The organism is Pseudomonas sp. LFM046 (genome assembly GCF_000949385.2).
Classification (GTDB): Bacteria; Pseudomonadota; Gammaproteobacteria; order Pseudomonadales; family Pseudomonadaceae; genus Metapseudomonas.
The window spans coordinates 3,467,462-3,484,270 of record NZ_JYKO02000001.1 but is presented as its reverse complement, the minus strand read 5'-3'; the positions used below and the strand labels follow the sequence as shown (position 1 = coordinate 3,484,270).

Sequence of the window (16,809 nt, the reverse complement as noted above, 5' to 3'; positions counted from 1 at the left end):
GTGCTACCTCGAGTTGGAGCAGGGCAGCATAACAAAGCTCGAACTAATTCAAAAAAACCAATACTTACAGGAACTTGGCGGCATATGTTGAAGTCAATGCCACGCTTTGACTGGCATCGGGCGCTTAGCTGTGACACTCTCCGCGCCCCTCGCTCGCCAGCCAAGGATTCGCGGCGCAGCGGCTCTACACGCTCCGGCGCGCGCTATTGCACCGCCAAGCCCCTGGAGAATCGATGACGCGACCGCTGCTGTTCCTGCTTTGCCTGCTGGCGCTGCTGCCTTATCCGGCAAGCGCGCGTCTGGCCGGCCCGCCGGAAGCCTGGCAGCAACCGGTCGAAACCCGCGACCTGGCTCAGATCCGCCGCAGTGGCGTGCTCAAGGTGCTGGTCAACCAGAGTCGCAACAGCTCTGGCGAAGTGAAGGGTGAGCCGGTTGGTGTCGAGTACCACCGTATTCGCGCCTTCGAGCAGTACCTCAATCGCAATGCCCGCGACGGGCGCGAGATCAGGGTCAAGATCATTCCCAAGGCCAAGGACCAGTTGCTGACCGCGCTGCAGCGGGGCGAGGGCGACCTGGTAGCGCCGGGTGAACTGGTCAGCCAGGGCGTGGGCTCCAATGTCAGTGCCAGCGCGCCGCTGCGCCAGGATGTGCCGCTGGTGCTGGTCAGCCGCCAGGGGCAGCGGCGCTATCAGCGTCTGGAGCAGCTTTCCGGGCGCAGCATCGCGCTCCCGGCGGGCAGCGCTGCCGGGGAGGCGCTGCGTCAGGTGAACGAAGGATTGGCCGCGCGCAAGCTGGCCCCGATCGTCATCGAGTGGGTCGATCCGACCCTGGCCGTGGAGGACGTGCTGGAGATGGTGCAGGCCGGCATTTTCCCGTTGACGGCGGTGGAGCAGCCCATTGCCGAGCGCTGGGCCAAGGTGTTGCCGAAACTGCGCGTGGATCGGCACCTGGTGCTGGACCGCAAGGGCGACATGACCTGGTTCGTCCGGCGCGACGCGCCGATGCTGAGGGCCAGTGTCGATCGCTTCCTGGCGGATTACCGGGCGCCCGATGACCAGGACGCCGCTTTCCAGCGGATCTACCGCCGCCTCTACAAGGTGCACAATCCCCTCGCACGCAAGGAACGCCAGCGCCTCGAACGGGTGCGCCCGGTGCTGCAGCGTTATGCCGAGCAGCACCAATTCGATTGGCTGAACCTCGCGGCGCTCGCCTACAAGGAATCCAGCCTAAATCCGGCCGCCAAGGGTGCGAGTGGTGCGACCGGCCTGATGCAGATCACGCCCGGGGCAGCCCGTAGCGTAGGCGTAGGGAGCATCCAGAAGCTCGACAACAATGTGGAGGCGTCGACCAAGTATCTGGCGAAGCTGCGCCGCAGCTTCTCCAGCACCCAGCTCGACGAGCGCGAGCGCATGGCGTTCGTGCTGGCCGCCTACAACCTGGGGCCGCAACGGGTCCAGGGCATGCGTGCGGAGGCGCGGCGGCGGGGGCTGAACCCCAATCAGTGGTTCTTCCATGTAGAGCGGGTCGCCGCCGAACAGGCCGGCATGGGGGTGGTGAGCTACGTGAACAGCGTGAACAAGTACTACCTGGCCTTCGACCGTGAGCGTTATCTACTGGAACCCTCGAAAAGCCCCGGCAAGATCAACAAATAATCTAGTTATTCGATATGTGTGTTGGGAATTTTGCGATTTTAATATCAAAAAATTCTACTAAACTTGTGCTCATCTACTCCCCCAACACAAGGAACACCTCGATGAGCAACCCGATCAAATCCATCCTCGCGACCAATGCCGGCTACGGGATCACCCTGCTGCGTGTCATCACCGGCCTGACCTTCATGGCTCACGGTTCGCAGAAACTCTTCGGCATGTTCGGTGGCTATGGTCTGGCGGGCACTGGCCAGTGGATGGAAAGCATCGGCCTGACCCCCGGTTACCTGATGGCCCTCATGGCAGGCAGTACCGAGTTCTTCGGCGGCGTGGCGCTGGTGATCGGCCTGCTGGTGCGCCCGGCTGCTGCGGCGCTGATCGTGGCGATGGTGGTCGCGATCTTCAGCGTGCACTGGGCCAGTGGTTTCTTCATCACGAATGGCGGCTTCGAATACGCCATGATTCTTGGCCTGATCGGCGCCACCCTGCTGATCGAAGGTGCCGGAAAGATGTCCCTGGACCGCAATATCGCCAGCTGATCGCTCCACTGATGAAAAGGCCCGCTTCGGCGGGCCTTTTTGCGTTTCAGGGCTGCTTTTTGCGGGCAGCTGCGAGTTCCGCTGCCGCTTTGAGGCGCAATCGTTCCTGCGGATTGAACCCTTCTTCCTCCAGTTGGCTGATGGCGAGAGCCTTGTCGCTATCGCTCAACCCTTCGCTGGCTTCGATGCGGGCCTTTTCCTTCAGGTAGTCCTGCATCCGCTGCTGCCATTGCAGGCGCTGTTGGTCCAGGACTTCCAGTCTGGCAGTGGCTTCGGCACCCACCAGTTGCTGGCGCAGCTGGCGAACCTGCTCCGGGCTGCCACCGTCGGCCTGAAGCGCACTGACCTGGGCTCGGAGTTCCGCCTGGAGCTGGCTGGCGACCATGGTCTGCAGCTCTTCGGGCAGGGAACTGCGGAGCTGGTCGATGGCGGCGGCCTTGGCTGCCGGGGCCAGGCTGGCGTCCCGCTGGATGGCCAGGCGCTGCAGGGTGAAGGCGTTGTAGGCCTCTTCATTGGCGAAGAAAGCCTGATGGACTTCGGCGCTGAAGAGGCGTGCGCGCAATGCCTGGACGGCGGCTTCACGTTGGTGGAGGGCGGTCAGGTCAGCGAGAAGCGGCAGATCGCGCTCCAGTTGCACCAACTGACGTTTGTAGTCGAGGTACTGGTCGAGCAGCGTCAGGGCCTGGCCGTCGGCCGGCGCATCCAGTTGTTCGGCGATGTAGCCGCGCAGCCGGCGGATGCTGTTGGCGAGGGGCTCCGCGCCCTGGGTGCTGAGGAAGTAGTCGAAGATGCGCCGGATATCTTCGCTGACGACCAGGTTGCCGGCGGCATCCAGATGGAAGCGGCCATCCACCTCGGTCCCGCTCAGCGAGGGCGAGGCCATCGGAGTCGCCGGCACGGGCTGCGGGGTGATCCTGCCAGGCGGGCTGGACGGGGCGGGGGCAGGCTCGAAGGCTGTTGCGCGGTCCGGGGTCGGCGCGGCCGCTCTTGAGGCGGCCGGCGCGGACTCGCCACCGGACTGCAGCAAGATGGCCAGGGCGCCGCTGAAGGCGATGGGAAACAGCAGCAGGAGTCTCTTCACGGGCGCTCTCGGGTGGCTTGGGAGACGGGGGCCGGAGGCCCCGCGGGTGTGGCTCAGAGCCCGTCGTTCTTCAGGCGGTTGGCCTGCTGACGATAGACGGTGACCGGATCGGTTTCGAACAGGCTGGTCAGGCCCAGGGTCTGGTTGACCTCGTCCAGGTGGTTCATCCGGTAATCGTCGCGGATGACCTTGCCCAGGTGCGAGCTGCACCGTCCCACAAGGCCATCGTTGGCTTCGCCGTTGAAGGTCAGGGAGCTGGCTCCGAGCATCGCGTCACTCACGTCCAGCACATTGGTCAGCGGACTCGTGCCGCTCCAGGAGTAGTAGCGCACGCCATTGACCTGGTAGGCGCCCTCGCCGCAGGCGGTGGTGGGCAGGCCCTGAGGGAAGCGCGCGTTGAACGCCGCCGCGCCCTGGCTGTTGAGGGACTCCAGGGAACCGAGGGCGTTCTGCTGGAGGTCGCTGCTGCTGCCGGAGAGGAAATTGATCAGGGCACCCAGGCCGTTGACGATCCCGGCCAGCAGGGCTTCACCGGCCGAGCCCGGCGGCACCTGGCGGATGAAGTCGGCGGCGGCCGATCCCTTGTGCGGCGCGCCGACGCTGGTGACGGACGCGACCAGGTCCGGGCGCACGGCAGCCACGTAACGGATGGTTGGACCACCGTGGCTGTGGCCGATCAGGTTGACCTTGGGGCTGCCGCTGATGGCGACGATTTCCTCCACCTGTTCCAGCAGCTCTTCACCACGGGCTTCGGTGGTGTTCAGTTGGCTGACTTCGGTGACGTAGACACGGGCGCCGTCGCGGCGCAGGGCGGACGGGATGCCGTACCAGTAGTCGACGCCGAGGATGCTGTCGAAGCCGAGCATGCCGTGGGTGAGGACGATGGGGTAGCGCGTCTCGGTGTAGCCGCTGGAGCCGAACCAGAAGGCTTGTGCCTGCTCGGAGGCGGCGAGCCCTGCGGCAAGGCAGAGGGCGATCAGGGTCTTGTTTTGCTTCATGTGCGCTCTCGACTGTTGTGCATGGGAGGGCCTGACTGCATTCCCTGGCGTGGCCACGCCCTTCCTGGGCGTGCACTTCAGGGAGGGCGGATGGCAGGAACCATGCCATTCACGACACTTCGCGGTTGAGCGCTCTGGCCTGGGCTTTTTGCGGATGTTTACAACCGTTCTCCGGCAGATGCCGGCCAGTTTCCTGTTACGCGGCGAAACGTCAGGCTGGGGCCGGAGGCCGCAAAGGCCACTGTCCGAGGGCACGATAACGGGTGCCCTTGGCGGTATTTTCCGAGGCGTAGAGGGTGAATTCGGTCGCCGGCCAATCGAAGGTTGGGGTCGGGGCGGAGGGCAGCTTGGGGCAGTGCCGGGCGAGGGTCAGGTGAGGCTTGAAGGGGCGTGTTTCCAGGGTGAAGCCGGCGGTCAGCAGCAGTTCCCGCAGGTCATGCTCCAGATCGCACAGGGCGCCTGGAACCTTGCTCGGTGCCAGGTGCAGCAGACCGTTCTTCCACCGCGCCAGGCGATCCAGGTGCAGGGTGAACGCGTTGGGCTCCAGACTGGCTGCCAATGCTTCAAGGACTTCCACTTGTCCACGGGGCTGCGAACCGAGGAAGGCGAGGGTCATGTGGAGGTTTTCCGGTGCCACAGGCTTGCCGTCGATGGCGTGCTGGGCGCGCCAATCCGTGATGTCGCGAGCCAGTTGTGGGCAGCAGGGAATGGCGAAAAACAGGCGCAACGGCGGGGTACTCATGGGGAGCCTCGCAGGGCGTGGTGGTCGCCTTGACAGTATTGCGCGGGCTTCTCTAGGATGTCGCCCCATGCGCCGATTTAGTCAGCTACTTGCGGGGCGCGGAGGTCTTCAGGGACCTCGAAATTCCGCTAAAACGCTGGTTCGGTGTCGCCTCTCACCGCTGCCCAGCGGGACCCCCACGAGGCGGAGACATGACACCATGACCTGTCCCCAACCATTGCTTCGACTGGCGCCGATCACCACCGGCCTGGTTTTGCGCAATCCCCGAATCCTGCTCGGCGGCTCCCACCAGCCGACACTCCTGCGCTACCTCGACGGCTGGCCCAAACGCTGGGGCCGCCAACGCAATTTCCTCATCCAGTTCGCCCGTGAAGGGGAATCGTTCGCCCGCTTTGCCAGCGACAGCTTCGACCTGGCGGTGATCCAGTCACCTGCCGCCGAAGCCTTGCCTGAAGTGATCGGCCAATTGGTGCGTGTCGCGCGCCAGGGGTTGATTACCCGTCGCTGAGTGCTTCGCGGCGTCTAGGGATAATCGATCTCGACCACGTACCAGGTCTTTTCCCCGGTCGGGGTACTGACCCGGACCTCTGCGTCCAGCGCCTTGCCTACCAAGGCGCGGGCGAGGGGGGAGTCGATGCTGATGAGGTTCTGCCTAAGGTCGAATTCGTCCGGCCCGACGATGCGGTAGCGCGCCTGCTCGCCGTCCTCGTCCTCCAGGATCACCCAGGCGCCGAAGTAGACCTTGCCCGGGTCGGCCGGCCGGTCGCGTACGACCTTCAGGTTCTCCAGCCGCTTGGTGAGGAAGCGCACGCGGCTGTCGATTTCCCGCAGCATCTTCTTGCCGTAGGTGTACTCGGCGTTCTCCGAGCGATCCCCCTGGGCGGCCGCCTCGCTCACTGCCTGGGTGACCTTGGGCCGGCGCACGTGCCACAGCTCGTGGAGCTCGGCGCGCAGACGGGCTTCGCCTTCCGGGGTGATCAAGGGGGTTCCGGCGGTGCGGGGCGGGCGGTAGCGGCTCATGGCGGTCCTGCGGGGATTGGGGAGGCAAAGCCTATCAAGCTTCGCGCAAAACCGTCAGCGGGCTGGCGTTCAACGCGCGGCGAGTGCCCAGCACGCCCGCGCCACCGACCAGCAGGGCGCCCAGCAACGGCAGCGCCAGCAGCCAGGGATGGGGCTGCCAGTGCAGGTCGAAGGCGAAGCGGTAGAGCAGGGCACTGACCAGTTCGCAGCCGAGGGCGGCGAGCAGGCCGCTGCAGGCGCCGAGCAGGGCGAACTCCGCGCGACGCGCACTGACCAGCAACCGGCGCTCGGCCCCCAGGGCACGCAGCAGCGCGCCTTGGCGGATGCGTTCATCCAGTGTGGATTGCAGTCCTGCAAACAGCACGGCCAGCCCAGCGGCGAGCACGAAGAGCAGGACGAATTCGACGGCCAGGGTGACCTGGGCGAGGATGCTGCGCAGTTGCGCGAGGATGGCCTCCACCTGCAGCAGCGTGACTGCCGGGAAGGCGCGGGACAGCTCCACCAACTCGCGGTCGTGATGCGGTGGCAGATAGAAGCTGGTGAGGTAGGTGACGGGCAGGTCTGCCAGGGTGTCCGGGGCGAAGATCATATAGAAGTTGGGCTGGAAGCTGTCCCAGTCCACTTCCCGCAGGCTGGTCACTTGGGCGTCCCGTTGGAGGCCGCCGACGCTGAAGGAGAGGCGGTCGCCCAGCTTGAGGCCCAGGCTTTCGGCGAGCTTGGACTCCACCGAGACGCCGGGAAGTCCGGACGTGGGCAGATCGCTCCACCACCGGCCGGATACCAGGCGATTGTCGCTGGGGAGTTGCGCCGCCCAGGTAAGGCTGAGATCTCGCTGGATGGCGCGTTCGCCCTGGGAGTCCTTGCTCACCAACTGGCGTACCGCTTCGCCGTTGATGGCGGTCAGGCGACCGGGCACGACCGGATAGAGCGGAGCGGGGTGGGGCGACAGGACGGCGAGACGGCTGGCGAAGGCGTCCTTCTCGGCGGGCAGCACATTGAGGGCGAAATGGTTGGGGGCGTTTTCCGGCAATTGATTCTGCCAGGTGTCCAGCAGTTCGCCCCGCAGCAAGGCGATCAGTGCCATGGCCAGCAGGATCAGGCCGAACGCCAGGGACTGGCCGGCGGCGGCCAGCGGGTGGCGCAGCAGTTGGCCGAGGCCCAGGCGCCAGGGCAGCGCGGCGCTGACGAGCAGGCGGCGCAGGGCATTCAGGCCGGCCAGCAACAGGCTGCCCAGCAGCAGTGCGGCGATCAGACCGCCGCCCAGCAGGGCCAGGGTGATTTTCAGGTCCAGGCTGAGGCGCCACATGATCAAGCCGAGCGCCAACAGCGCGGTGCCGTATACCAGCCAGGCGCTGGCGGGCAGCGGCAGCAGGTCGCGGCGCAGCACGCGCAGTGGCGGCACGCGGCCGAGGGCGGCCAGGGGCGGCAGGGCGAATCCGGCGAGGGCCAGCAGGCCGGTGGCGATTCCAGCCAGCGCCGGCACCATGCCGCCGGTTGGAATCACGGCGGGCAGCAGGCCGCCCAGAAGCTTGAACAGCACCGCCTGCGCAATCCAGCCGAGCAGGGCGCCCAGGGCGCTGGCCAGCAGGCCCAGCAGTGCCAGTTGCAGGCCGAACAGCAGCAGGGCTTCGCGGCGGGACAGGCCAAGGCAGCGGAGCAGGGCACTGGCGTCGAAACGGCGAGCGGCAAAGCGGGCGGCGGACAGGGCTACCGCGACGCCGGCCAGCAGCACGGCGGCCAGGCTGGCCAGGTTCAGGTAGCGCTCGGCGCGGCCAAGCGCGCCGCCGATCTGCCGGTTGCCGTGGCGGGCGTCCTCCAGCCGCTGGTTGGCGGCGAGGCCGGGCTCCACAGCAGCGCGGTATCGGCCAAGGGCATCGTCCGGGCCACTCCAGAGTTCGCGATAACGCACGCGGCTGCCGGGCTGGACCACGCCGGTGGCGTCAAGGTCGTCCAGGCTGATGAGTACCCGTGGGGTGAGGCTGTAGAAGTCGCCCGCGCGGTCCGGCTCGTAGGTCAGCACGCGGGAGAGACGCAAGGTCTTCTGGCCGACGTCGATGCTGTCGCCGGGTTTCAGGTTCAGGGTGGCGAACAGGCGCGCTTCGGCCCAGGCTTCGCCGGATTTCGGGCCGCTGCCGGTGGTTTCTTCGCCGTAGAGCTGGGCGGCGCTCTTGAGCTCGCCGCGCAGCGGATAGGCGGGGTCGACTGCCTTGACGCTGGCCAGCTGGATGCCGGTGTCAGCGGCGATCACGCTGGAGAACTCCACGGCACGGGCGTGTTTCAGTCCCAGCCGCTGGCCGCTGTCGATCTGCTCGGTGCTGGCCGGGGAGGTTCCGCTCAACAGCAGGTCGGCGCCGAGGAATTCGGTGGCCCGCAGCAGCATCGCGGCATTCAGGCGGGCGCTGAAGTAACCGATGGCGCTGCTTGCCGCCACTGCCACTAATAAAGAGAAGAACAGCACCCGCAGTTCGCCGCCGTGGGCGTCGCGCCACAACTGGCGCGCAGCCATGGCCAGCAGGCGAGTGAAGGGCAGGCGGCGCATCAGGGTTCTACCTGGTCGACCAGGCGGCCGGCTTCCAGGCGAATCAGGCGGCGGCAGCGATGGGCGAGGCGTTCGTCATGGGTCACGAGCACCAGGGTGGTGCCGCGTTCCTGATTGAGCTGGAAGAGCAGGTCGCTGATGCGCTCGCCGGTGTGGCTGTCGAGATTGCCGGTGGGCTCGTCGGCGAAGAGCACGTCGGGCTCGGCGGCGAAGGCGCGGGCGATGGCGACGCGCTGCTGTTCGCCACCCGAAAGTTGGCGCGGATAGTGGCTGAGGCGTTGGCCCAGGCCCACTCGTTCGAGGAGCTGGCGAGCCCGACTGCGGGCGTCCCGATGGCCTTCCAGTTCGAGGGGTAGCATGACGTTCTCAAGTGCGTTGAGATTGTCCAGCAGCTGGAATGACTGAAAGACGAAGCCGACATGTTCCGCGCGGACCCGTGCCCGCTGGTCTTCATCCAGACCCGACAGAGGGCGGCCAGCCAGGCGTACTTCACCGCCGCTGGGCAGGTCGAGCCCGGCGAGCAGGCCGAGGAGTGTGGATTTGCCGGAGCCGGAACTGCCGACGATGGCCAGGCTGTCGCCCTTGTCGAGGCTGAGAGAGAGGTCGTGAAGGATGATCAGCTCGCCTTCCGCGCTGGGAACCACTTTGCTAAGGTTCCGCGCATCGAGAATGCTTGCGCTCATGGAGAATCCAATGCGTGCCTGGTTATTGGGCGGCTGCCTGTCCCTGTTGCTGCTGGCGCAGGAGGCCATGGCGGGGACGGTGCTGGTCGTCGGCGATAGTATCAGCGCCGCTCTAGGGCTGAAAACCAGCCAGGGCTGGGTCTCGCTCCTGGAAAAACGCCTCTCCGAGAAGGGCTACAAGCAGCGCGTGGTGAACGCTTCAATCAGTGGCGACACCAGTGCTGGCGGGCTTTCGAGGCTTCCCGCGCTGCTCGCGGAACACAAGCCGGAACTGGTGATCATCGAGCTTGGCGGCAACGATGGCCTGCGCGGCCAGCCGCCGGCCCAATTGCAACAGAATCTTGCCGGCATGATCGATGGCGCCCGGGCACAGGGTGCCTCGGTGCTGCTGCTTGGCATGCGCCTGCCGCCCAACTACGGTGCGCGCTATACCACGGCTTTCGCCAACGTCTATAGCACCCTGGCGGCACAGAAGCAGGTGCCTCTGGTGCCGTTCTTCCTGGACGGTGTGGGCGGCGTTCCGGACATGATGCAAGCCGACGGGATCCACCCTCAAGCCAAGGCCCAGCCCCGGTTGCTGGACAATGTCTGGCCGACCCTCGAACCCTTGCTCTGACGCTTTTCCCCCAGCTCGCTTTCGGCTAATGTTGCGCACCCTCCCTGGAGTCCTCCATGCCGCGCCCCGCCTGGTCCCTGTTTGGCTACAAAGTGATAGAGCCCGACGAGCAACTCGACCTGTTCGCTTGCCGCGAAGTGCGCCTGCACCTGGTGGTGCGCCAGCTGGAATTGGGTGGTTTCGCCGATCGGACCCTCTGCGGTGGCTTGCTGCCAGCGCAGCCGCGCTGGAGTAATCTTGGGCAGGAGCTGCTGCGTGACCGGCGCCTGTGCACCCACTGCCGCTCTACTCTCGAGGCCCAGCGTCACGGGGTGCACTCGGTCTGGTCGGAAGCCTGAGGGCTCCCGGTGCGGCGCGCACCAGTGTAGAATTTCGCGTCTTTTAATCAGTCGATTGTCAAGGATTCCCGGATGTTGTCGCGCTTTCCAGCCGTCGCCCGCTCCCTGTCATTAGCGTCCCTGCTGGTGGCGGGGCCTGCTGCAGCCCTGGAGCTGCCCCTGCCCCCGCCCGGCGAAGACATCGTCGGCCAGGTCCAGGTGATCAAGGCCAAGTATGAAGACACCTTCGCCGACATTGGTGTCGCCAATGACCTGGGCTACCTGGAAATGGTTGCCGCGAACCCGGGCGTCGATCCCTGGCTGCCGGGCGTAGGCACCGAGATCATCCTCCCGACCCGCTACATTCTGCCGCCGGGCCCGCGCGAAGGTATCGTGATCAACCTCGCCGAGTACCGCATGTACTACTTCCCGAAAGGGCAGAACGTGGTTCACACCTTCCCGCTCGGTATTGGTCGTGAAGGCTGGGGCTCGCCTGTTGCCCATACCACCATCACTGGCAAGACCTCGAATCCGGCCTGGTATCCGCCCAAGTCCATCCGCGAAGAGCATGCCGCCGATGGTGATCCGCTGCCCACCGTGGTGCCGCCGGGTCCGGACAACCCGCTGGGTCCGTTCAAGTTCAGTCTGGGCGTTCCGGGCTACCTGATTCACGGCTCGAACAAGAAGTTCGGCATCGGCATGCGCGTAAGCCACGGCTGCTTCCGCATGCTGAACAACAACGTGCTGGCCCTGGCGGCCATGGCTCCGGTAGGCACTCCGGTGCGCATCATGAACGAGCCCTACAAGTTCGGCGTAAGCGGCGGCAAGGTCTACCTGGAAGCCCACGCTCCGCTGGACGACCACGGCGACCCGTCGGTGGTGGACAAGCACACCGCAGTGATCAACGCCCTGCTCAAGCGCGAAGACCTGGTCAACCGCATCCGCCTGAACTGGGACGTGGTGCGTGAAGTGGTTGCGGCCGAAGACGGTCTGCCGGTAGAAATCGCCGAACCTGATTCGGCCGTGGCGGCCACGATGCCCAATACCGAGCTCTAAACGCTCCATTGCACGAGCAAAGCCCGCTGAGCGATTCGCCAGCGGGCTTTTCTTTTGCCCGCCGTTTGGGATGCAGCCTTTGCAGCGGAGTTGTTCCAGTGTCTGCAGTGCTGATGGAGGAGGGTGATTCGCGGGCAATAAAAAAGCCGACCCAGCAAGCCGGGTCGGCTTCAATAGCCCGAAAGCTATTACTTGCGGCTGGCTTTTTCCAGCATGCGCAGGGCGCGCTCGTTAGCCTCGTCAGCGGTCTGCTGGGCTTTCTGAGCGGCGGCCAGAGCTTCGTCAGCCTTGCGGTAGGCTTCGTCAGCACGAGCCTGAGCGCGAGCAGCTGCGTCTTCGGTAGCAGTCAGACGGGCTTCAGTTTCTTTGGATACGCTGCTGCAACCGGTGGCCAGAACTGCGGCCAGAGCCAGAGCAGAGAATTTCAGAACGTTGTTCATCGTGTTCCCCTTAAGGTGGACATTTCCATAAAGCAATTCCCCGAGCTTGGGAAATTAGCCGGCGTACATACTACCCGTAACTTGTAGTAAGTAAACTGACCTTGTGCAAGGCAGGCACATTTTTTTCAGCTTGCCGGCTAGTTCACAAGCAATTAGCGAGGTCGCTGGTCAAAAAACAGCCGTTCTGGTTGTTCTTTGATCAGTCGGAATTGCAAGTGTAGGTCGGTGCCAGCGCTATCGCCGGATTCTTGCCCGTAACCTGACAGGCGTTACCGGTGCCGGCGTTGGGGGTGTTGCCCGTGGGCTGATTTGGCATTGAAAACTGAACTTTCTGCAGTGAACCTAGAAATATCTTCGGCAATACAAAGAGTCGCCGTGGCAGTGCCAGGGAGTGACTGTTAAGCTTGCCCGGCCTCCGATATCCATAGAGAGGCGCAGACTTCAAGGACGTCATTATGTCGAAGATTCTCAAGTGGGGATTGCTGTCGGTCCTGGCCGTGGGGCTGATCATCAAGTTGTCGCTCTGGTGGTCGGTCAGATCCATCATGGATGACGCGATCAGCAAGTTGTCGCCGATGATGGATATCACCTACGGGGGGATAACTTCTTCCTTCGATGGCCGAATTGGCCTTGAGAACCTGCAACTTCGCGTACCTGCCATGGGAGATAGCCTCCAGATTCAGCGGGCAGAGCTGAAGTTCCAGGGGCTTCGCGAGCTCCTCAGCTTCAAGGAGCGTCTGGCCGAGGGTAAATTCCCCGAGCAGATGGCGGTCAACCTCAAGGGCCTCGCACTGGAAGTGCATGGGCCATTCATGCAGCAGCTTTACAACACGCCGGCCGAGCGCAGTGTATTCACGGCGATGAGCGAAGTGGCCTGCGGCTCGGTGCGCAACATCGGCACCGACGAGTTGCTGGAAATGGGCTATCGGACCCTGGAGACGGACGCGGAGTTTTCCTATCTGTTCCAGCCGGGCGCGCAGAAGCTGAACCTGACGATGACATCCGATACCCGCGATATGGGTGAAGTGCGCCTCAGCTTGTCCTTGTCTAACATGTCGGAGAAGCCGGGCGACCTGAAGGTCAATCCGCCGCACTTGTCCAGCGTGATCTTCGAACTGAACGACAACCAGTACCAGCGCAAGGTCCAGCAGTTCTGCGCCGGCAAGCTCGGTCAGTCCGCCGAGGCGTACCAGCAGACTGCGGTACAGCAGTTCGACACCGTGCTGCGCAGCCAGCGGATCGCGCTGGGACAGCCGATGCTGGATGCCTACGGGCGTTATCTGAAGGACCCGCAGTCGCTGCGGGTGGAGCTGAACCCGAGTGAAGGCATGGCCTGGGATGGGCTGCAGTTCTTCGAAGCCAAGGATGTGGTGTCCATGCTGCGTCCGGCGGTCCTGGTGAACCAGGAACTGGTGCAGCCGGTCGAATTCGCCTGGGTGGACCCGGCGGTGCACAACAAGCCTGCGGCGATGGAGAAGATCACCGCGGCGAAGGAAAATGAAGGCACAGAACGTGCCGTGCAGCAGTACGAGTTCGTCAATGTTGCTGATCTGCCGGCCTATGCCGGCAAACGGCTGCAGTTCATCACCTTCGATGGCGCCTATTACCAGGGCGTATTACACAAGGTGGAGAACGGGAAGGCTTTTCTCAGCGTCCAATTCGGTTCGGGAACGGCTGAGATGTTCCTTCGGCTGGAAAAGATAGATAAGGTACGGGTAAGGTTTTAGACCCCCTCAGAGGAGTAGTGATGAGCGAGGCATTGTCCATTCACCATGACCAGGCAGGTCATCAGTTCGAGACCACCGTGGACGGTCATCGTGCGTACCTGGCCTATATGGACCTGGGGAAACAGACTTTGGACATCTATCGCACCTTTGTGCCGAACGTCCTGCGTGGTCGCGGGATCGCTGCGGCGCTGACTGAATCCGCGCTGGAATACGCCGAGGACCACGGTTACACCGTGATCCCGTCCTGCTCCTACGTCGAGCGCTACATCGAGCGCCGTCAGCGCCAGGCTCAGCATAACGGCTGAGCCAGCGCACAAAGAAAAACGCCGGGCAATTGCCCGGCGTTTTCGTTTCTGCCTGTCGGTCAGCCGCGCTGGCGTTTCGGCAATACGTCCTTGAGCTTGGCATGCATGCTGCGCAGGGTTTTCTCGGTGGTGTCCCAGTCGATGCAGGCGTCGGTGATGGATACGCCGTACTTCAGTTGGTCGAGGTCCTTCGGAATCGACTGGTTGCCCCAGCCGAGATGGCTTTCCACCATCAGGCCGACGATGGAGTTGTTGCCTTCCAGTATCTGGTTGGCGACGTTGTCCATGACCAGCGGCTGCAGGGCCGGATCCTTGTTGGAGTTGGCGTGGCTGCAGTCGACCATGATGTTCGGGCGAATGCCGGCCTTGGTCAGCTCCTGCTCGCAGATGGCGACGCTGACCGAGTCGTAGTTCGGCTTGCCGTTGCCGCCGCGCAGCACCACGTGGCCATAGGCGTTGCCCTTGGTGGTGACGATGGAGACGCCGCCTTCCTGGTTGATACCGAGGAAACGGTGCGGGCTGGAAACCGACTGGAGGGCGTTGATCGCCACGGTCAGGCTGCCGTCGGTGCCGTTCTTGAAGCCGACCGCGGAGGACAGGCCGGAGGCCATTTCGCGGTGGGTCTGGGATTCGGTGGTGCGGGCGCCGATGGCGGACCAGCTGATCAGGTCCTGCAGGTACTGCGGGGAGATCGGGTCCAGGGCTTCGGTGGCCGTGGGCAGGCCTTTTTCGGCCAGGTCACGCAGCAGCTGGCGGCCGATGTGCAGACCGTCCTGGATCTTGAAGGAGTCATCCAGGTAGGGGTCGTTGATCAGGCCTTTCCAGCCTACGGTGGTGCGCGGCTTTTCGAAGTACACGCGCATCACCAGGAAAAGGGTATCGGACAGCTCGGCGGCCAGGCCCTTGAGGCGGTCGGCGTATTCGTGGGCGGCCTTGATGTCGTGGATGGAGCAGGGGCCTACCACCACGAACAGGCGATGGTCCTTGCCATCGAGGATATTGCGGACCACCTGGCGGCCATTGGCGACAGTGTCCAGGGCTGCGTCGGTCAGGGGGATTTCGCGCTTCAACTGCTCCGGCGTGATCAGGGTCTCGTTGGAGGCAACGTTAAGGTCGTCGATCTGTAAATCAGCCATCGTGCTTTTCATTCTTCAGGGTCGTCAGGTCACGGGTGCCGGCCGCCAGGGAACCCCGACTGGCGGAAGGCACAGCAGAAAAAACGCGCGGGGTGGGGAACCTTAACGCTTTCCACGCGGGCTCGACAATGGCGAATGCACGCGCCGAGCGTGGAATTGACAGGATTTCAGACTGGGGCGAAGTCAGCGGCGTGACGGGCGATCCATTCCTGGGCCACGGCTTCCGAGTCGAGGGCGGTACCGGTCTCTTGCTCGCGCTGCTTGCGGTACTGCTCGATCAGGCAGATCTGTTCCACCATCCGGGCACGGAACAGATTCTCTTCATCTATGAAGGCGATACCGATCATGTACTCCGTGCCCTCCTTGCGACACCACGCCACGGTGCCGGAATAGCACGCCTGCGAGCCCAGCGCCGGGATCATCAGCTGCAGCGTGGTGCCGCGTCGGAAGGCGCGCGGGGAGTTGCACGCTACCCCACCCAGACTGATATCGTGCAGCCGCTGCAAGGGTAGGGTCCCTCCCTTGTGCGGAACCAGCTCCACCGGCATGTCCGTGGGGTGACGCAGGAACTGACGCATGATCGCGAACTCCCGATGCCCGGATTCCGGCATCGCTCCAGACACTATAGTGCTCGAGGCCGAATTGACCGACCTCGATGCCGATCGCCGGTTGCTCGACCTGACAGGCACCTCCCTGGTCGTGTTCACCAGCGCCGGTTGCGCCAGTTGCCGTTGGGCTCGCCAGCATTTGCCAGGCGCCGGGCTGCCGGTTGAGCGGTTGTGCTGGATAGACGCGGGTAATAATGGTGGGCTGGTAGAGCGATATGAGGTATTCCACCTTCCCGCACTCTTCGTGGTCCGTGATGGCCTTTTCCATGGCGCGCTGCACGCCAGCCTGCGGCGCGACGATCTGATTCAAGCCCTGGACCGGGCCTTGGCCGGTCCAGCAGAGGAGCTTCCCTAGATGAGTTCAAGCAAACCGCGCATCGGCATCATCGGCACCGGCGCCATCGGCGGCTTTTATGGCGTGATGCTGGCTCGCGCCGGCTTCGACGTGCACTTTCTGCTGCGCAGCGAGTTCGACGCCGTAAGTGCCCGTGGCCTCCAGCTGAACAGCGTGGTTCACGGTGCGCAGGCGCTGTTTCCCGTGCAGGCCTACCGCGATGCCGCCGACATGCCGCCCTGCGACTGGCTGCTGGTGGGGGCCAAGACCACCAGTAACGCCGATCTCGCGCCGGTCATTGCCCGTGCTGCCGCGCCGGGCGCCAAGGTGGTGCTGCTGCAGAACGGTCTGGCCGTCGAGGACGATGTGCGCCCGCTGCTGCCGGACTCCCTGCACCTGCTGGGCGGTCTCTGCTACATCTGCGTGCACCGCTCGGGGCCGGGCGTCATCGAGCACCAGTCCCTGGGTGCGGTGAACCTCGGCTACCACTCCGGCCCGGCCCGTGATGACGAGGAGCGACAGGCGCTGACGGAAGAGGGCTCAGCCATGTTCAAGGCGGCTGGCATCGACTCCGCCGCCGTGGCCAACCTGGATCAGGCGCGCTGGCAGAAGCTGGTCTGGAACGTGCCTTACAACGGCCTTTCGGTGCTGCTGAATGCTGGCACCACTGCGCTCATGGGCAATGCCGACAGTCGCGCGCTGATCGAGGCCATCATGCTGGAAGTGGTGGAGGGTGCCACCGCCTGCGGTCACCGGATTCCGGACAACTTCGCCGCCAAGCTGCTGGCCTCCACCGACCGCATGCCCGACTACCTGCCAAGCATGTATCACGACTTCGCGCAGAAGCGGCCCCTGGAGTTGCGGGCCATCTATGAGGCGCCCCTCGCGGCGGCCTCCGCTGCCGGTTTCGAGATGACTCGTGTGCGAGCCCTTTACCAGGCTCTGCGCTTTATCGAGGCGCGCGACCAAGGCTGAAGGTGAAGGTCGCCGTGGCATTGGCGGAGCCGTTCATGGTCCGA

General features: G+C 64.3%; 19 protein-coding genes. 10 read left to right on the top strand and 9 right to left on the bottom strand.

What is annotated here, in order from left to right; genetic code table 11:
* Positions 1 to 233 precede the first annotated feature (233 nt).
* The gene (locus TQ98_RS15955; protein WP_044874276.1) at positions 234 to 1,652 is read left to right on the top strand and encodes a transglycosylase SLT domain-containing protein; all 1,419 of its coding nucleotides are present in this window, start codon (positions 234 to 236) and stop codon (positions 1,650 to 1,652) included.
* A gap of 101 nt (positions 1,653 to 1,753) precedes the next feature.
* Positions 1,754 to 2,188 (top strand): DoxX family protein, encoded by a 435-nt coding sequence (locus TQ98_RS15950; RefSeq protein ID WP_044874277.1) that lies wholly within the window; start codon positions 1,754 to 1,756, stop codon positions 2,186 to 2,188.
* Positions 2,189 to 2,234: 46 nt separating this feature from the next.
* On the opposite strand, the gene TQ98_RS15945 is transcribed toward TQ98_RS15950, so the two are convergent.
* The 3 genes from TQ98_RS15945 to thpR all read right to left on the bottom strand — a co-directional run bounded on the left by TQ98_RS15945 (position 2,235) and on the right by thpR (position 5,009).
* Positions 2,235 to 3,269, bottom strand: coding sequence for a lipase secretion chaperone (locus TQ98_RS15945; RefSeq protein ID WP_044874278.1), 1,035 nt, complete (start codon positions 3,267 to 3,269; stop codon positions 2,235 to 2,237).
* 53 nt (positions 3,270 to 3,322) lie between these two features.
* A complete protein-coding gene (locus TQ98_RS15940; protein WP_044874279.1) occupies positions 3,323 to 4,267 on the bottom strand; it encodes a triacylglycerol lipase in 945 nt (314 codons plus the stop codon).
* Between the two features lie 211 nt (positions 4,268 to 4,478).
* Entirely contained in the window at positions 4,479 to 5,009 is a 531-nt protein-coding gene (thpR, locus tag TQ98_RS15935; protein ID WP_044874280.1) for an RNA 2',3'-cyclic phosphodiesterase, read from the bottom strand.
* Between the two features lie 199 nt (positions 5,010 to 5,208).
* Here thpR and TQ98_RS15930 point away from each other — a divergent pair, with 199 nt between their 5' ends.
* The gene (locus TQ98_RS15930; protein ID WP_044874281.1) at positions 5,209 to 5,517 is read left to right on the top strand and encodes a hypothetical protein; all 309 of its coding nucleotides are present in this window, start codon (positions 5,209 to 5,211) and stop codon (positions 5,515 to 5,517) included.
* A 14-nt stretch (positions 5,518 to 5,531) separates the two neighbouring features.
* Here the strand turns inward: TQ98_RS15930 and greB are convergent, their stop codons facing one another.
* The 3 genes from greB to TQ98_RS15915 are packed head-to-tail and all read right to left on the bottom strand — an operon-like array spanning position 5,532 to position 9,251.
* Positions 5,532 to 6,029 (bottom strand): transcription elongation factor GreB, encoded by a 498-nt coding sequence (greB, locus tag TQ98_RS15925; protein WP_044874282.1) that lies wholly within the window; start codon positions 6,027 to 6,029, stop codon positions 5,532 to 5,534.
* 34 nt (positions 6,030 to 6,063) lie between these two features.
* Positions 6,064 to 8,568 (bottom strand): FtsX-like permease family protein, encoded by a 2,505-nt coding sequence (locus tag TQ98_RS15920; RefSeq protein ID WP_044874283.1) that lies wholly within the window; start codon positions 8,566 to 8,568, stop codon positions 6,064 to 6,066.
* Complete coding sequence (locus TQ98_RS15915) at positions 8,568 to 9,251, bottom strand: ABC transporter ATP-binding protein (RefSeq protein WP_044874284.1); 684 nt, start codon at positions 9,249 to 9,251, stop codon at positions 8,568 to 8,570. The genes TQ98_RS15920 and TQ98_RS15915 overlap by 1 nt, the downstream gene beginning before the upstream one ends.
* A 10-nt stretch (positions 9,252 to 9,261) precedes the next feature.
* Between TQ98_RS15915 and TQ98_RS15910 the strand changes: the two genes are divergently transcribed.
* From TQ98_RS15910 to TQ98_RS15900, 3 genes are all read left to right on the top strand, one after another.
* Positions 9,262 to 9,867 (top strand): arylesterase, encoded by a 606-nt coding sequence (locus TQ98_RS15910; protein WP_044874285.1) that lies wholly within the window; start codon positions 9,262 to 9,264, stop codon positions 9,865 to 9,867.
* A 56-nt stretch (positions 9,868 to 9,923) separates the two neighbouring features.
* Positions 9,924 to 10,205, top strand: a complete 282-nt coding sequence (locus TQ98_RS15905; RefSeq protein ID WP_044874286.1) for a hypothetical protein — start codon at positions 9,924 to 9,926, stop codon at positions 10,203 to 10,205.
* A 72-nt stretch (positions 10,206 to 10,277) separates the two neighbouring features.
* Complete coding sequence (locus TQ98_RS15900) at positions 10,278 to 11,240, top strand: L,D-transpeptidase family protein (protein ID WP_044874287.1); 963 nt, start codon at positions 10,278 to 10,280, stop codon at positions 11,238 to 11,240.
* A 188-nt stretch (positions 11,241 to 11,428) separates the two neighbouring features.
* Here TQ98_RS15900 and oprI read toward each other — a convergent pair whose 3' ends face one another.
* Entirely contained in the window at positions 11,429 to 11,680 is a 252-nt protein-coding gene (gene oprI / locus TQ98_RS15895; protein ID WP_003448337.1) for an outer membrane lipoprotei OprI, read from the bottom strand.
* A gap of 455 nt (positions 11,681 to 12,135) precedes the next feature.
* Between oprI and TQ98_RS15890 the strand changes: the two genes are divergently transcribed.
* A complete protein-coding gene (locus tag TQ98_RS15890) occupies positions 12,136 to 13,407 on the top strand; it encodes a hypothetical protein (RefSeq protein ID WP_044874288.1) in 1,272 nt (423 codons plus the stop codon).
* 20 nt (positions 13,408 to 13,427) lie between these two features.
* Complete coding sequence (locus TQ98_RS15885; RefSeq protein ID WP_044874289.1) at positions 13,428 to 13,712, top strand: GNAT family N-acetyltransferase; 285 nt, start codon at positions 13,428 to 13,430, stop codon at positions 13,710 to 13,712.
* A 59-nt stretch (positions 13,713 to 13,771) separates the two neighbouring features.
* Here TQ98_RS15885 and TQ98_RS15880 read toward each other — a convergent pair whose 3' ends face one another.
* Together TQ98_RS15880 and TQ98_RS15875 are read right to left on the bottom strand one after the other, a co-directional pair.
* Positions 13,772 to 14,848 (bottom strand): 3-deoxy-7-phosphoheptulonate synthase, encoded by a 1,077-nt coding sequence (locus tag TQ98_RS15880; RefSeq protein WP_044874290.1) that lies wholly within the window; start codon positions 14,846 to 14,848, stop codon positions 13,772 to 13,774.
* A gap of 167 nt (positions 14,849 to 15,015) precedes the next feature.
* A complete protein-coding gene (locus tag TQ98_RS15875) occupies positions 15,016 to 15,426 on the bottom strand; it encodes a PilZ domain-containing protein (protein WP_044874291.1) in 411 nt (136 codons plus the stop codon).
* Between TQ98_RS15875 and TQ98_RS15870 the strand changes: the two genes are divergently transcribed.
* Together TQ98_RS15870 and TQ98_RS15865 are read left to right on the top strand one after the other, a co-directional pair.
* A complete protein-coding gene (locus TQ98_RS15870; protein ID WP_044874292.1) occupies positions 15,425 to 15,811 on the top strand; it encodes a thioredoxin in 387 nt (128 codons plus the stop codon). The genes TQ98_RS15875 and TQ98_RS15870 overlap by 2 nt on opposite strands.
* Positions 15,812 to 16,765: a putative 2-dehydropantoate 2-reductase gene (locus TQ98_RS15865; RefSeq protein WP_044874293.1), complete on the top strand. Its 954-nt coding sequence runs from the start codon at positions 15,812 to 15,814 to the stop codon at positions 16,763 to 16,765.
* Positions 16,766 to 16,809: the final 44 nt, after the last annotated feature.

What these genes read in the sequence shown, in the direction of transcription:
- TQ98_RS15885 (WP_044874289.1), top strand. Translation starts at nt 13,428, where the DNA reads ATGAGCGAGGCATTGTCCATTCACCATGACCAGGCAGGTCATCAGTTC.
- TQ98_RS15910 (WP_044874285.1), top strand. Translation starts at nt 9,262, where the DNA reads ATGCGTGCCTGGTTATTGGGCGGCTGCCTGTCCCTGTTGCTGCTGGCG.
- thpR (WP_044874280.1), bottom strand. Translation starts at nt 5,009, where the DNA reads ATGAGTACCCCGCCGTTGCGCCTGTTTTTCGCCATTCCCTGCTGCCCA.
- TQ98_RS15950 (WP_044874277.1), top strand. Translation starts at nt 1,754, where the DNA reads ATGAGCAACCCGATCAAATCCATCCTCGCGACCAATGCCGGCTACGGG.
- greB (WP_044874282.1), bottom strand. Translation starts at nt 6,029, where the DNA reads ATGAGCCGCTACCGCCCGCCCCGCACCGCCGGAACCCCCTTGATCACC.
- TQ98_RS15915 (WP_044874284.1), bottom strand. Translation starts at nt 9,251, where the DNA reads ATGAGCGCAAGCATTCTCGATGCGCGGAACCTTAGCAAAGTGGTTCCC.
- TQ98_RS15865 (WP_044874293.1), top strand. Translation starts at nt 15,812, where the DNA reads ATGAGTTCAAGCAAACCGCGCATCGGCATCATCGGCACCGGCGCCATC.
- TQ98_RS15955 (WP_044874276.1), top strand. Translation starts at nt 234, where the DNA reads ATGACGCGACCGCTGCTGTTCCTGCTTTGCCTGCTGGCGCTGCTGCCT.
- TQ98_RS15905 (WP_044874286.1), top strand. Translation starts at nt 9,924, where the DNA reads ATGCCGCGCCCCGCCTGGTCCCTGTTTGGCTACAAAGTGATAGAGCCC.
- TQ98_RS15890 (WP_044874288.1), top strand. Translation starts at nt 12,136, where the DNA reads ATGTCGAAGATTCTCAAGTGGGGATTGCTGTCGGTCCTGGCCGTGGGG.
- TQ98_RS15930 (WP_044874281.1), top strand. Translation starts at nt 5,209, where the DNA reads ATGACCTGTCCCCAACCATTGCTTCGACTGGCGCCGATCACCACCGGC.
- TQ98_RS15920 (WP_044874283.1), bottom strand. Translation starts at nt 8,568, where the DNA reads ATGCGCCGCCTGCCCTTCACTCGCCTGCTGGCCATGGCTGCGCGCCAG.
- oprI (WP_003448337.1), bottom strand. Translation starts at nt 11,680, where the DNA reads ATGAACAACGTTCTGAAATTCTCTGCTCTGGCTCTGGCCGCAGTTCTG.
- TQ98_RS15880 (WP_044874290.1), bottom strand. Translation starts at nt 14,848, where the DNA reads ATGGCTGATTTACAGATCGACGACCTTAACGTTGCCTCCAACGAGACC.
- TQ98_RS15870 (WP_044874292.1), top strand. Translation starts at nt 15,425, where the DNA reads ATGATCGCGAACTCCCGATGCCCGGATTCCGGCATCGCTCCAGACACT.
- TQ98_RS15900 (WP_044874287.1), top strand. Translation starts at nt 10,278, where the DNA reads ATGTTGTCGCGCTTTCCAGCCGTCGCCCGCTCCCTGTCATTAGCGTCC.
- TQ98_RS15875 (WP_044874291.1), bottom strand. Translation starts at nt 15,426, where the DNA reads ATGCGTCAGTTCCTGCGTCACCCCACGGACATGCCGGTGGAGCTGGTT.
- TQ98_RS15940 (WP_044874279.1), bottom strand. Translation starts at nt 4,267, where the DNA reads ATGAAGCAAAACAAGACCCTGATCGCCCTCTGCCTTGCCGCAGGGCTC.